At 59.8% G+C, this 14,340-nt stretch carries 10 protein-coding genes and 2 tRNA genes; 7 read left to right on the plus strand and 5 right to left on the minus strand.

The features are described from left to right. Positions 1–10: 10 nt before the first annotated feature. From metG to JOD50_RS09970, 5 genes are all read right to left on the minus strand, one after another. Positions 11–1,573, minus strand: a complete 1,563-nt coding sequence (gene metG, locus JOD50_RS09950) for a methionine--tRNA ligase (protein ID WP_420825535.1) — start codon at positions 1,571–1,573, stop codon at positions 11–13. 132 nt (positions 1,574–1,705) lie between these two features. Continuing rightward, the gene (gene serA, locus JOD50_RS09955) at positions 1,706–3,307 is read right to left on the minus strand and encodes a phosphoglycerate dehydrogenase (RefSeq protein ID WP_204881401.1); all 1,602 of its coding nucleotides are present in this window, start codon (positions 3,305–3,307) and stop codon (positions 1,706–1,708) included. Positions 3,308–3,637: 330 nt separating this feature from the next. Then, positions 3,638–4,657, minus strand: a complete 1,020-nt coding sequence (ilvC, locus tag JOD50_RS09960; protein WP_101629481.1) for a ketol-acid reductoisomerase — start codon at positions 4,655–4,657, stop codon at positions 3,638–3,640. Between the two features lie 74 nt (positions 4,658–4,731). After that, positions 4,732–5,250, minus strand: coding sequence for an acetolactate synthase small subunit (gene ilvN, locus JOD50_RS09965; RefSeq protein ID WP_204881402.1), 519 nt, complete (start codon positions 5,248–5,250; stop codon positions 4,732–4,734). Positions 5,251–5,260: 10 nt separating this feature from the next. After that, a complete protein-coding gene (locus JOD50_RS09970) occupies positions 5,261–7,120 on the minus strand; it encodes an acetolactate synthase large subunit (protein WP_204881403.1) in 1,860 nt (619 codons plus the stop codon). 301 nt (positions 7,121–7,421) lie between these two features. Here JOD50_RS09970 and ilvD point away from each other — a divergent pair, with 301 nt between their 5' ends. From ilvD to JOD50_RS10005, 7 genes are all read left to right on the plus strand, one after another. Next, positions 7,422–9,302, plus strand: coding sequence for a dihydroxy-acid dehydratase (gene ilvD / locus JOD50_RS09975; RefSeq protein WP_204881404.1), 1,881 nt, complete (start codon positions 7,422–7,424; stop codon positions 9,300–9,302). A 78-nt stretch (positions 9,303–9,380) separates the two neighbouring features. Continuing rightward, positions 9,381–9,881: a hypothetical protein gene (locus tag JOD50_RS09980; protein ID WP_204881405.1), complete on the plus strand. Its 501-nt coding sequence runs from the start codon at positions 9,381–9,383 to the stop codon at positions 9,879–9,881. Between the two features lie 165 nt (positions 9,882–10,046). Then, a tRNA-Lys gene (locus tag JOD50_RS09985) sits at positions 10,047–10,119 on the plus strand. A gap of 90 nt (positions 10,120–10,209) precedes the next feature. Further along, complete coding sequence (gene bcp / locus JOD50_RS09990) at positions 10,210–10,683, plus strand: thioredoxin-dependent thiol peroxidase (protein ID WP_204881406.1); 474 nt, start codon at positions 10,210–10,212, stop codon at positions 10,681–10,683. 32 nt (positions 10,684–10,715) lie between these two features. Then, positions 10,716–10,796 (plus strand) — tRNA-Leu (locus JOD50_RS09995). 68 nt (positions 10,797–10,864) lie between these two features. Further along, the gene (locus JOD50_RS10000; RefSeq protein WP_204881407.1) at positions 10,865–12,640 is read left to right on the plus strand and encodes an ABC transporter substrate-binding protein; all 1,776 of its coding nucleotides are present in this window, start codon (positions 10,865–10,867) and stop codon (positions 12,638–12,640) included. 176 nt (positions 12,641–12,816) lie between these two features. Continuing rightward, positions 12,817–14,298: a malate:quinone oxidoreductase gene (locus tag JOD50_RS10005; RefSeq protein WP_204881408.1), complete on the plus strand. Its 1,482-nt coding sequence runs from the start codon at positions 12,817–12,819 to the stop codon at positions 14,296–14,298. Positions 14,299–14,340: the final 42 nt, after the last annotated feature.

Here is a 14,340-nt window from a genome sequence, read left to right on the forward strand (position 1 = left end):
GTTCCCCAGCTTAGCTGTCCTTTGGCTCCTCATAGCGGGGGAAGATCGGCTGCGGCTTCGGCAACTCAGTTCCGGCCTCGACCGGGCTGTCGAAGGCTGCGAACGTGCGCATCACGCCTTCTGGAACACCCAGGACGTCCAGCATGCGGGTCATCGCGTCCGGCATGACAGGCTGTGCAAGCAAAGCGACACGGCGCACAACATCCAGAGTCACGGCCAGCACGACCGACATGCGCTCAGGGTCTTCCTTCCGCAAGACCCACGGAGCCATGTCCGCGAAGTACGCGTTCGCATCGTGCAGAACCTTCCACTGCTCCGCAAGAGCCAGCGAAAACGCCTGCTCGTCATAGTGCGCGCGTGCAGAGTCGAGCAGGGCCTTCGCGGAATCCAGCAGTTCGGTGTCGGCGTCTGTGAGGTTCTCGAGCGCCGGCATCTTGCCTTCGAGGTTCTTAGCGACCATCGAAAGCGAACGCTGCCCAAGGTTACCGAGGTTGTTCGACAGTTCAGCGTTCATACGGTTCACGATCGCCTCATGCGAATACGATCCGTCGGCGCCGAACGGAACTTCCCGCAGGAAGAAGTAGCGCATCGCGTCCAAACCGTACATTTCGATGAAGTCAGCCGGTCCCACCGTGTTGCCCAGGGACTTGGACATCTTGACGCCGTTGTTGTGCAAGAAACCGTGAATCATGATGCGCTTAGGCAGCTCGATGCCAGCGGACATCAGGAACGCAGGCCAGTAGATCGCGTGGAAGCGCGAAATGTCCTTGCCGATGACGTGCAGGTCGGCCGGCCAGTACTTGCTGAACTTCTCACCTTCGACGTCCGGGTAGCCGACGCCCGTGAGGTAGTTGGTCAGCGCGTCAACCCACACGTACATAACGTGGCCAGGCGCATCAGGAACCGGGATACCCCAGTCGAAAGTAGTGCGCGAAATCGAGAGGTCCTCAAGGCCACCCTCAACAAAGCGGATGACCTCGTTGAAACGAGACTGCGGCGCCGCGAACTCCGGCTGCGCCTTATACAGTTCAAGCAGCGGCTCGGTGTACTTCGAAAGCCGGAAGAAATATGACTCCTCTTCCGTCCACGTCACTTCGGTTTCGGTCGCGATTGCATAGCGGACGCCGTCCTCACCAACGTGAGTCTCGTCCTCGTCGTAAAACGCTTCATCGCGTACCGAGTACCAACCGGAGTAATGACCCAAGTAGATGTCGCCGTTGGCCTCCATGGCCTTCCAGATCGCTTGTGCTGCGGCCTGGTGATCCGCATCGGTCGTGCGAATGAAACGGTCGTACGAAATACCCAGGGCGTCCTGCGTGGCCTGGAATCGATCCGAGTTCACACGCGCCAGTTCCATCGGGGTGACGCCCTGCTTCTGCGCAGTCTGCATCATCTTCTGGCCATGCTCATCCGTACCCGTGAGCATGTACACGTCATAGCCGTCCAAACGCTTGAAGCGCGCCATCGTGTCAGAAGCTATGAACTCGTAAGCATGCCCGATGTGCGGCTCACCGTTTGGATACGAGATCGCCGTGGTCATGTAGAACGTTTTGTCTTTACCCAGATCAGTCACGCCGTGATTCTATCGAAACGACGTGTGGGATGGGTGTACATGACACCCATCCCACACTGTTACAGCCACTTTTACAGCGCCTGCTAAAGCTCCTCGCGCGCTAAAACGTGACGTTGAGCGTTCCTCGATGTTTTAGCGTTCTTCGAGGTCAACCTCGCGAGCCACCGTGGCACCGATTTCCTTGCCGATGGTCTCCAAAAGACCCTCAGGCAGCGCGTCATCGATCGTGACAACCGCGGCAGACTGACCCTGCTCGTCGGCCGGGGCAACCTGCATTCCAGCGATGTTGACGTCGTGCTCGCCCAAAACGCGGCCCAACGTACCGACCACGCCCGGGCGGTCCTCGTAACGCAGGATCAGCATGTGATCCTCGATTGGGATCTCGAGGTTCTGACCAAACACGGCGGTGAGCTTCTGAATCTGCTTCGGGCCCGTCAACGTACCCGTTACGGACAACGCAGCACCCGATGCCAACGCACCCGAAACCACGAGCTTATTGCGGTAATCCTCCGAAACCTCTGTAGTGGTCAAGCGGGTTGCCACGCCGCGCTGCTCAGCGAGAACTGGCGCGTTGACGTAGGAAACACCCTGCGAAACGACATCGGTGAAAACGCCCTTCAAGGCCGCGAGCTTGAGGCTCGTGACATCCTTGGACGCGATCTCACCAGCAACCGTCAGCTCAACCGAGGTCAAGCGCTCGCCTTGGGCCAGAGCGGAGAAAATACGGCCGAGCTTCTCAGCCAATGGGATACCTGGGCGTACGTTCTCGTCGATCACGCCGCCAGCGACGTTGACCGCATCCGGAACCAGCTCACCCGTGAGAGCCAAGCGCACCGACTTCGCGACAGCAACGCCAGCCTTTTCCTGAGCCTCAGCGGTCGAGGCACCCAGGTGCGGGGTCACCGAAACGTTCGGAAGCTCGATGAACTTGATGTCCTTGGCAGGCTCGGAGGTGTAAACATCGATGCCCGCGCCAGCGATCTGCCCTTCGGTCAGCGCGGTGTAGAGCGCCTCCTCGTCGACCAGGCCACCGCGCGCAACGTTGAACACGAACGCGGTGTCCTTCATGAGCTTGAACTGGTCCGCGGAAATCATGCCGGTGGTTTCCGGGGTCTTCGGCATGTGGATCGTGATGAAGTCAGCCTTCTGAAGGAGCTCATCGAGCTCTACGAGGGTCACGCCAAGCTGTTGGGCGCGAGCCGGGGTCACGTACGGGTCGTACGCAACGAGCTTCATGCCGAAACCAGCCAGGCGCTCCGCCACGAGAGCGCCGATGCGGCCCAAGCCGATGATGCCAGCGGTCTTCTCAAATAGCTCGACACCCGTGAACGCCTTGCGGTTCCACTCCCCTGCCTTCATCGACGCGTTCGCCGCCGGAATGTTACGCGCGGCAGAGATGATGTGGCCCACCGTAAGCTCAGCGGCGGAGATGATGTTGGAGGTCGGCGCGTTGACGACCATCACGCCGTCCTGGGTTGCCGCCTTGATATCGACGTTATCCAAGCCAACGCCAGCGCGAGCGATCACCTTGAGGTTCTTAGCGGCCGCGATCGCTTCCGCGTCGACCTGGGTAGCGGATCGAACCAAGATCGCATCCACATCAGCGATGTCCGCGAGCAACCGCCCACGGTCCGCTCCGTCAGTGTGCCGGATCTCAAAGTCCGAGCCCAACGCTTCAACGGTTGCGGGCGAAAGTTCTTCTGCGAGCAGTACAACAGGCTGAGTCTGAGCCACGAACGTGATCCTCTGTTCGATCGATGGTTTATAACGCTGGGGTTTATCGAGCGCGTTTCACGGGGTGTCCGCTTGTGGCGGTCCCCCACTGAATCTAACGCTAGCTTCCGAACGGCCTACTCCGCTTCCACGTTGCGAAGGTGTGACACGCATCGGCTTCATGAAATGCAACATAACGATGCGGCACGTGCGTTGCGTGGTGACCCCGGCTCCTGATGGTGCTGGCTTAAATGCCGCTGGCGGGGAGGAACTCAATGTTCCTCCCCGCCAGCAACTAAAGCTGTCGACTATAGCGGCTCGTTGCAGCCGGTCAACGCTTGAAACCTCGACTTAGCGAGCGGCAGTGCCCTCGGTGTAGTCGGAGTCGGTGTCTTCCATCCAGGAGAACAGCTTGCGCAGTTCGCGGCCGGTCGCCTCGATCGGGTGGCCTTCCTGTTCCTTACGCAGCTTCTGGAACTCTTCGGCACCGTTGTTCTGGTCGTCCATGAAGCGCTTAGCGAAGGTGCCGTCCTGGATGTCCTTGAGCACAGCCTTCATGTTCTCCTTGACCGATGGGTCGATCACGCGTGGGCCGGAGACGTAGTCGCCGAACTCAGCGGTATCGGAGATCGACCAGCGCTGTTTGGACAGGCCGCCTTCGACCATGAGGTCAACGATGAGCTTGAGCTCGTGCAGAACCTCGAAGTATGCGATCTCTGGAGCGTAGCCGGCCTCGGTCAGGGTCTCGAAACCGTACTGAACGAGCTGGGATGCGCCACCGCACAGAACAGCCTGCTCACCGAAGAGGTCGGACTCGGTCTCCTCGGTGAAGGTCGTCTCGATGACACCTGCACGGGTAGCGCCGATGCCCTTAGCCCATGCGAGTGCGATCTCCTTGGCGTCGCCGGTCGCATCGTTTTCAACTGCGATGAGCGCTGGAACACCGCGGCCAGCTTCGAATTCGCGGCGGACAACGTGGCCTGGGCCCTTAGGCGCAACCATGATCACGTTGATGTCCTTGCCTGGCTCGATGTAGCCGTAACGGATGTTGAAACCGTGTGCGAACACGAGGGTGTCGCCTGCCTTGAGGTTGTCCTTGATGGACTCCTCGTATACCTTGGCCTGGACCTGGTCTGGAACCAGGATCATGATGACGTCAGCCTCAGCCGCCGCATCGGCCACGTTCATCACCTTGAGGCCCTCTTCCTCAGCCTTCGCGCGGGACTTCGAGCCCTCAGCGAGACCAACGCGAACGTCGATGCCGGAATCACGCAGCGAAAGCGCGTGAGCATGGCCCTGCGAGCCGTAACCGATAACGGCTACCTTCTTGTCGCTCAGTTTGCTCAGGTCTGCATCTTCTTCGTAGTACATTTTGGTGCTCACGAAATCATTCCTTACAGTTTGAGATCTTTTAGGTCTATAGGGTTAACAGCTAAAAATAGGGTTTATACCGAAATCGAATGCAATGTCCGCTGAGTCAACGACTTGCGACCGCGTGCGATAGCCAGGGTTCCGGCCTGCACAATCTCGCGGATGCCGAACGGCTCCATAACGTCCAGTAGCGCGGCGACCTTCTCGCCCGAACCGGTCGCTTCAAGAACCACCGTCTCCGGTGAAACATCCACGACGCGGGCCCGGAAGTAATCCGCCGCCTGAGTCACCTGCGTGCGGGTCTCTGCATCTGCATTGACCTTGATGAGCACGTGCTCACGCTGGACAGAATGTGTCTGCTCGAGTTCAACAATCTTGATGACGTTGATGAGCTTGTTCAGCTGCTTGGTCACCTGCTCCAGCAGCTTCTCATCCGCCTGAACCACAACGGTCATGCGGGAGAGCCCTGGGGTCTCGGTTGGGCCTACAGCCAAAGAATCAATATTGAATGCTCGGCGGGCGAAGAGGCCTGCGACGCGAGTCAACGCACCTGGGACATCTTCGACCAGTACCGACAAAGTATGGCGTGCCATTGATGTAGTCCTATTCCTCTTCCCACTGAGGCGTCATGCCTCGTGCCACCTGAATCTCGTTATTTGAAACACCTGAAGGGACCATCGGCCACACCATCGCGTCCTTCGAAACAATGAAGTCGATGAGCACTGGACGGTCGTTGATCGACATCGCCTTCTCGATCGCGGCGTCGATCTCGTCTTCAGACTCGACGCGGATACCAACGCAACCGTAGGCATCGGCCATCTTCACGAAGTCCGGAACGCGGATCGAATCCTTACCGGTGTTCAGCTCGGTGTTGGAGTAGCGGCCGTCGTAGAACAGCGTCTGCCACTGCCGCACCATGCCGAGCGAAGAGTTGTTGATGAGCGCGACCTTGATCGGGATCTTGTTGATCACGCACGTCGCGAGTTCCTGGTTGGTCATCTGGAAGCAGCCGTCGCCGTCGATGGCCCATACGACTCGGTCTGGGTTGCCCACCTTTGCGCCCATCGCGGCAGGGATCGAATAGCCCATGGTTCCGAGGCCTGCCGAGTTGAGCCACTGGCGTGGGCGTTCGTACTTCACGAACTGTGCCGCCCACATCTGGTGCTGGCCAACGCCTGCAACGTAGATCGCTTCCGGGCCAGCGATTTCGCCGATCCTCTTGATGATGTGCTGCGGGGCGAGCGCGCCATCGGTGGTTTCGGTGTAGCCGAGCGGGTACGTATCGCGGATGCGGTTGAGGATCTCCCACCACGGCTCGAGGTCCGGGGCTTCACCTTCGTCCTTGCGTTCGCGGTACGCCTCGGTGAGCTCAGGGAGGATGTTTTTGAGGTCACCGACGATCGGGACATCTGCGTTGCGGTTCTTGGAGATCTCCGCCGGATCAACGTCTACATGGATCACCCGCGCATCCGGAGCGAAAGACTCGAGGACACCGGTCACGCGGTCGTCGAAACGAGCGCCGAGCGTGATCAGCAGGTCCGCTTGCTGGAGCGAGGACACCGCAGCAACCGAACCGTGCATGCCCGGCATGCCAAGGTGCTGCTCGTGCGAATCAGGGAACGCACCGCGCGCCGTCAACGTCGTGACAACCGGCGCGCCCACCAACTCAGCGAGCTCACGCAACTCTTCGGCCGCATCGGCCTTGATGACACCGCCACCTACATAAAAGACCGGGCGGATCGAGGACGCGATGTACTTCGCGGCCTCGCGCACCTGCTTGATGTGGCCCTTCGAGGTCGGCTTGTAGCCAGCCATAACTGGCTGCGGAGGCCACGTGAAGGTCATCATGCCTTCCTGAGCATCCTTCGTGACATCGACCAGAACCGGGCCAGGGCGGCCCGTCGTCGCAAGATAGAACGCCTTAGCGAGCGTCTCTGGAACGTCCTGGGCGTCCGTAACCAAGAACGAGTGCTTGGTGATCGGCATCGTGATGCCGACGATGTCCGCTTCCTGGAACGCGTCCGTACCGATGACCTTCGAATTGACCTGGCCGGTGATCGCGACCATCGGAACCGAGTCCATATGGGCATCCGCCAGAGGCGTCACAAGGTTCGTTGCGCCAGGACCCGACGTCGCGATAGCGACACCTGGGCGGCCCGTAACCATCGCGTAACCTTGAGCCGCGTGACCAGCACCTTGTTCGTGACGAACCAGTACGTGGTTGAGGTCCGGTGCCTCCAAAAGAGGGTCATAGGTCGGCAGAATAGCGCCACCCGGAAGGCCGAATACAGACTCAATACCGAGTTCCTGAAGCGAGCGCACAATAGCCTGCGCGCCCGTCATTTCGATCGGCTCTACAGTCCGATTCGGCCCCATGACGTCCACCGCGTGCCCGCGGGGGTGGTGTGTCTTACGGGTGTCTTTCCCCGCAGACGCATCGGATGCAGCGTTTGCCTGCCCCATGATGCTGACCCCTCTCACCGAGTGATGTGTAAATTCTGTGTTGCGTGCCCGTGTCCATGCGCATGTGGAAGGTCATCCCACATCCGCTCCCCCAACCACGTTGTATCGCGGTCGAAGGCGAGTCCGGTCATACGGACTCAAACACGTCGATTTATCGTCTCAGTTGTGATCTGGGACAACCAAACCGGGAACGTAACAATCTCACATATTGGATCACAGGCCACCATGTGAACATGCCGCGGTCGCGTCACACACCTTAAACCACACCCCATTCGCACGCCCCGCGTGTTTGACTAGAGGCATGCCAGCACTTCGTTCACGCACAGTTACACACGGCCGCAACATGGCAGGCGCACGCGCACTCATGCGCGCATCCGGCGTCGCCAACCAGGACATCGGCAAGCCGATCATTGCCGTAGCCAACTCCTTTACCGAGTTCGTGCCGGGCCACACCCACCTCGCACCCGTGGGCCGCATCGTCTCCGAAGCGATCCACAAGGCAGGAGCTGTCGCACGCGAATTCAACACGATCGCAGTCGACGACGGCATCGCGATGGGCCACGGCGGCATGCTGTACTCGCTACCAAGCCGCGACATCATCGCCGACAGCGTCGAATACATGGCCAACGCACACTGCGCCGACGCGCTCGTCTGCATCTCCAACTGCGACAAGATCACCCCGGGCATGCTGCTGGCCGCACTGCGCCTTAACATTCCAACGGTGTTTGTCTCGGGCGGTCCGATGGAATCGGGACGCGCGGTCCTGACCGACGGAACCGTCAAGAGCCTCGATCTCGTCAACGCGATCGCCGACGCCGTCGACGAATCCGTCTCCGACGCCGACATGCTCTCGATCGAAGAGAACGCGTGCCCAACCTGCGGCTCGTGCTCCGGAATGTTCACCGCTAACTCGATGAACTGCCTCACCGAAGCGATCGGCCTTGCGCTCCCAGGCAACGGCTCCGTTCTTGCAACCCACACCGCGCGCAAGGAACTCTACGAGCGCGCCGGCTCCACCATCGTCGACATCACCAAGCGTTACTACGAAGAGGACGACGAATCCGTCCTGCCACGCAACATCGCAACCCGCGAGGCCTTCGATAACGCGATGGCGCTCGATATCGCGATGGGCGGCTCGACCAACACGATCCTGCACCTGCTCGCCGCCGCGCAGGAAGGCGAGGTCGACTACACGCTTCCGGACATCGACAAGAAGTCCCGCGAAGTCCCATGCCTCGCCAAGGTTGCGCCGAACGTTGCAGGCGACCGCACCTATTACATGGAAGACGTCCACCGCGCCGGCGGAATCCCGGCGCTACTGGGCGAACTCAACCGCGCGGGAATGCTGCACACCAACGTGCATTCCGTGCACTCCCCTGACCTCACCAGCTGGCTAGACGAGTGGGACATCCGCGGTGGCAAGGCCAGCGAGGAAGCTCACAAGCTTTGGTACGCAGCTCCTGGCGGCAAGCGTTCCTCGACCGCATTCTCGCAGTCAGAGGTGTGGGACAGCCTTGATATCGACGCGGAGAACGGCTGCATCCGCGACGCTCAGCACGCTTACTCGGCCGACGGCGGCCTTGCGGTACTGCACGGCAACATCGCGCGCAACGGTTGCGTCGTGAAAACCGCCGGCGTGGACGAATCCATTTGGACGTTCTCCGGCCCAGCAGTCGTGTGCGAATCCCAGGACGATGCTGTCTTCAAGATCCTGTCTAAGAAGATCAAGGAAGGTGACGTCGTCGTGATTCGCTACGAAGGACCACGTGGCGGCCCGGGCATGCAGGAAATGCTCTACCCGACGTCCTACCTCAAGGGTCTGGGCCTCGGTGCCAAGTGTGCGCTCATCACCGACGGCCGCTTCTCCGGCGGAACCTCGGGGCTTTCGATCGGCCACGTATCCCCTGAGGCCGCCTCCGGCGGTGAAATCGCGCTCATCCAAGACGGCGACACCATCACGATCGACATCCCGAACCGCTCGATCCAACTCGAGATCTCGGACGACGAAATGCAGAAACGCCGCACCGAGCTTGAAGCCGGCCACGGCTACCAGCCGCTCAAGCGTGAGCGTGAGGTCAGCCGCGCGCTCCGCGCCTACGCACTCATGGCAACCTCCGCCGACCGCGGCGCTGTACGCGACATCTCAGCCCTCGAGCGCATCGCGCGCCCACAGGATCTATAAGGAGTCTAAGTCAATGGTCAATGCCCTACCTCACCGCAGCACGTCGGTGCGGTAGGGCATTCCCGTATGGTGGAGAATATGGACACGACAGGCCCCGCCCCTTCGAGTGAAACCGCGCTTCAAGACGAGCTTCGGTCTCGCCTGCGCGCGGTGTTCGATGCGCAAATCCCGAACTACGGCTCCTTCAACATCGCCTACGCGATGGGGCAAGCCGGTTCCGGAGGCCCGTGCCTTATCGGTTTTCGGAATCAGCCGCTTGAGCTCGTCGTGGCACCCATCGACGCGAACACGTACCAAGCGTCCGAACCCGCTGTGAGCATCAACCTCACCAACTTGAGTGCGGTAGGAATCTACTCCGAAGACTCCGTCGAGCTCGAAATGTCAACCGGGCGCACATTCCGCATCACGTGTTCTGCATACCCGACACTTCTGTTGGAAACACCGCAGACTAACAACCGGGATTCGGCGGGCACGAACATGCTTGCCGTGACCCTAGATCAAAGCGGTGAAGCGACTGAATTCTCGGAGTTCATCAACGCGTTCGCTGACGCCGTCGAGGCGGGAAGTACACCACTTTAAAACCCGTAAATGAGTAGCTACACAGCAATGCCAGCGCGCACGAACATGTGCTCTTCCTCACAAAACAGCTAAAGGATTCTCCTCGATTTGTTGTTTCTGAAAACAGCCTGTAATGTTGAACAGGTCGCCGCGAGGAAGACACAAAATTCTTCGAGGCAAAGACAAGCGCCTTTAGCTCAATTGGTAGAGCACTTGACTCTTAATCAATAGGTTCCGGGTTCGAGTCCCGGAGGGCGCACTAGACTGAAAGGCTGAAACTGTTTCAAACAGTTTCAGCCTTTCGCGTATCACGCGAACTTCCGCATCAAGCACCCTCCAAGGAGCACACATGAGCAACCGTCTAGAACCGGGCCAAAAAGCACCTGACTTCACCTTGACCGCAGCTGACGGAAGCACCGTGAGCCTCAAGGACCTTACGAACGGCACCAAAGCCATCGTGTACTTCTACCCCAAGGCAATGACCCCGGGATGCACTAAGCAAGCGTGCGACTTCCGCGACTCGCTCGAGTCCCTGGCCTCCCACGGCTACAAGGTCGTTGGGGTTTCTCCGGACCCGGTCGAGAAACTCGCGAAGTTCGTTGAGCGTGACGAGCTAACCTTCCCGCTACTTTCTGACGAAGACCACGCCGTCGCGGAAGCCTACGGCGCGTGGGGCGTCAAGAAGAACTACGGACGCGAGTACGAAGGCCTCATCCGGTCAACCATCGTGATTGACGAGAACGGAACCATCGAGCTCGCCCAGTACAACGTCCGCGCCACAGGACACGTCGCCAAACTTCACCGAGACCTGAATCTGGTCTAATATAGATTCCCGGTGCCCACAGGGCACCCCAAGCGGGCGTGGCGGAATTGGTAGACGCGCTGGATTTAGGTTCCAGTGTCTTTGACGTGAGGGTTCAAGTCCCTCCGCCCGCACTCATTCCCTTTATGCGTTCACTCGCTTACGCGCGACTCGACGTAAGCCGCCACCCCCGGATGGTGCAATGATGCAATCCAACACACACTCCCACCGGGATCGTGGCCGTATCTCACGCGAAACCCTCGACAACGCCGGCCCGAGTCGCCGCACGGTTCTGGGTTGGGGTCTTATGACTCTCATGGCAGCAGGATGCGCCCGTGTGCCATCCGCGCCAGACAAACAGAGCCGAACCGAACTAAGCCTCCTCGCGTCGGCTCCCCCAACAGTCTGGGATCCAGCTTTCATTCTCGACGTCTCGGCCCAGCAGATACTTCAACAGGTCTGCCCACCGTTGCTCAGCATCGATTCCAGCACGGGTAACCTCACGGGAATCCTCGCCAGCTCTGCAAGTCTCAACAAAGCTGGCACCCGTCTTCGCGTCACTCTCGCCAAAGGGCTCACGTTCTCAGACGGGACGGCGCTCGATGCCAACGCGCTCAAAGCCAACTTTGAACGCTGGCAAAACATCGCGACCACACCATCTAAACCTTCTGCGATCGATACACTCCTAGCCGACTCCGCCTCGCACCCGCTCATCCAGCGCTACGAAACACCCACACACAACGTCCTCGACGTGCACTTCACGCGCGCGTGCTTCTCATTCCCCGAAGCCCTCACCCACCCGGGCCTCGGCGTCCTCTCGCCAGCATCGTTCCGCGCCAACGAAACCGACCCCGTCACCGAAACAATCGGCGCGGGCGCCTACCGCATCGAAAGCAAAGCCACGACAACCGCGGCCCAGCGCGAAGCCAAGAACACGACAACGCTCAAACTGAGGCCCAAGTTCTTCAACGAACGCGTTTCCAACGCGAGCGAGAGCGCAAGCCCATCCTCCTCAGACGCCGATGCGAGCACCACCGAGGCTTCCACGAGCTCATCCCTGCGCGCCGCACCCGAAAAGGATCAAGCTCCGCGGACTGTGAGCTTCGTCCACACCAGTGCAAAGATCTCTCCAGCTGAATGGCTCGCGAGTGACCACGACAGCGCAACCCACACAGACATCGTCGACGCGATAGCCATCAAAGAACAAAAAGAAATCGCACAAGCCGGGCTGCGCGTGCTCCATCGCGACCCGCACTCCGTGATCTACCTCGGTTTCAATCACGACGACGAACAGCTCAGCCACCCAGCCATGCGGCAAGCGATCGTCCACAACATCGACGAACGCGAGCTACTCAAAGACCACTACCCAGAATCGACGCTATCCGCTAACGGATTCACTCCCGCATCACTCGGGGTGCAGCCCGAACGTCCCTTCATCCGCGAAGAAAAACCAACCGAAGAACTGCTCGAAGCCGCCGGCTACACCGGTCAAAGCATCCCGCTCGCCTACCCAACCGGCGTGCGGCTGCCGTATCTTCCGCGCCCCGAAGCAACCGCACAAAACATCCACGAACAGCTCTCGGAAGCCAACATCACAACCCACCTCAAACCGATGCGCTGGGACACCGAGTTCCTCCCAGCACTTCTCAAAGGCGAACACACCGGACTCTGGATCTTCGGGCTTCACGGGCTCTACCGCTCCCCGCACGACATGCTCGCAAGGCTCTTCAGCGGTGCCAACCCTCTCTGCAACGCACGCCTCACCGATATCCCGCAAAGGCTCGACGCGGCGCTGACCATAGCGTCACCCACCGAACGCCGCGAAACCTACAAGCGCATCCAAAAAGACCTCCTCACCGATCTGCCGCTCTACCCGCTCATATTGCCGGTATCAACCATCGCGCTCTCCCGCGACGTCACCAGATACCCGCTCTCCTCATACCTTGAAGAACCACTCGAGTACGTAACCCTCAAATAAGCGCTCGTGTAACCTCAACCACGCGATATGTGGCCAGCCGCGGGAACTAACGTGGCACTCCTAACATTGCCCGCTTAAAACGGCGCCATAGGTTTCACCTAAACAACCGCCAGCGGTACTGTGAGACGTAGACTTATTAAGGTTTAACCGCAAACATCTCAGATGGAGCTACATCCGTGTCTTCGACCAACCAGAAGATCTCCCTCGACGTCGCCCTGATCGGCGGCGGCATCATGAGCGCAACGCTCGGAACCTTCCTCAACCATGTGGAACCGGGGTGGAGCATCGGCGTGTTCGAAAGCCTTGACCGCGCTGGCGCCGAATCCTCCGACCCATGGAACAACGCCGGCACGGGCCACTCCGCACTGTGCGAGCTCAACTACTCCCCAGCCGGTGGAGATGGTTCGGTTGACCCAACCAAGGCGCTCGGCATTGCGGAACAGTTCCAGCAGTCCCGCCAGTTCTACGCGTGGCTCGTTGAACAGGGCATCGTCAAGGACCCATCGACCTTCATCAACCCGCTGCCACACGCTTCCTTCGTGATCGGTCAGGACCACAAGCGCTACCTGCAGACCCGCTACGAAACCCTCAAGCAGAACGTCCTCTTCCAGGACTTCCAGCACACCACCGACATCGACCAGATCGCCGAGTGGACCCCACTGGTAGCTGAAGGACGCACCAACAACGACGTCGCAATGACCCGCTCGGACTCCGGAACCGACGTCAACTTCGGTTCGCTGACCCGCCAGCTGCTCGACGCGATGGCTACCAAGAACTCGACCGACGTCTACTACAACCACAAGGTCACCAACATCAAGCGTTCCGGCAGCGGCTGGACCTTGACCGTCAAGGATAAGGCATCCAAGCAGACCCTCGAGGTCAACGCCAAGTTCGTGTTCGTCGGCGCCGGCGGTGGCGCACTGCCGCTGCTTCAGAAGTCCGGCATCGATGAGATCAAGGGCTACGGCGGCTTCCCAGTGTCCGGCGAATTCCTTCGCTGCACCAACGAAGACGTCATCGCCCGCCACGAAGCCAAGGTATATGGCCAGGCATCCGTAGGTGCACCTCCGATGTCGGTTCCACACCTCGACACCCGTTACGTGGACGGCAAGAAGTCCCTTATGTTCGGCCCTTACGGCGGCTTCTCGCCTAAGTTCCTCAAGTCCGGTTCGTTCTTCGACCTGCCGTTCTCGGTCCGAGTGCACAACCTCGGCACGATGCTCGGCGTCGCGAAGTCCAACTTCGACCTCGTGACCTACCTCGTTTCTGAGCTCGCGAAGACTCGCAATCAGCAGATGGAAGCGATGCGCGCCTACTACCCAGCTGCTCAGAAGGGCGACTGGGAAATGATCACCGCGGGCCAGCGCGTTCAGACCATGAAGAAAGGTCCGAACGGCAAGGCCGTCCTCGCATTCGGTACCGAGGTTGTCTCCTCGGCTGACGGCAGCATCGCCGGCCTGCTCGGCGCGTCCCCTGGCGCATCGACCGCGGCTCCGATCATGGTCAACCTCCTCAAGACCTGCTTCGCTGACAAGTGGGCTGGCTGGGAAGACCAGATCAAGGAGCTCATCCCAACGCTGGGTCAGAAGCTCAACAACAACGCTTCCCTCTACACCGAGGTTAAGGACCGCACCGACAAGGTTCTGCGCCTGAACTAATACAGTTCACCGCAGCGAAAAAGCTCATAAGATGAGGAAGGA

It is taken from the genome of Pseudoglutamicibacter cumminsii (assembly GCF_016907775.1).
In the GTDB taxonomy this organism is placed as follows: Bacteria; Actinomycetota; Actinomycetes; order Actinomycetales; family Micrococcaceae; genus Pseudoglutamicibacter; species Pseudoglutamicibacter cumminsii.

Excerpts from the sequence above, each read along its gene's own strand:
- ilvC (WP_101629481.1), bottom strand. The coding sequence starts at position 4,657 with ATGTACTACGAAGAAGATGCAGACCTGAGCAAACTGAGCGACAAGAAG.
- ilvN (WP_204881402.1), bottom strand. The coding sequence starts at position 5,250 with ATGGCACGCCATACTTTGTCGGTACTGGTCGAAGATGTCCCAGGTGCG.
- JOD50_RS09970 (WP_204881403.1), bottom strand. The coding sequence starts at position 7,120 with ATGGGGCAGGCAAACGCTGCATCCGATGCGTCTGCGGGGAAAGACACC.
- ilvD (WP_204881404.1), top strand. The coding sequence starts at position 7,422 with ATGCCAGCACTTCGTTCACGCACAGTTACACACGGCCGCAACATGGCA.
- JOD50_RS09980 (WP_204881405.1), top strand. The coding sequence starts at position 9,381 with ATGGACACGACAGGCCCCGCCCCTTCGAGTGAAACCGCGCTTCAAGAC.
- bcp (WP_204881406.1), top strand. The coding sequence starts at position 10,210 with ATGAGCAACCGTCTAGAACCGGGCCAAAAAGCACCTGACTTCACCTTG.
- JOD50_RS10000 (WP_204881407.1), top strand. The coding sequence starts at position 10,865 with ATGATGCAATCCAACACACACTCCCACCGGGATCGTGGCCGTATCTCA.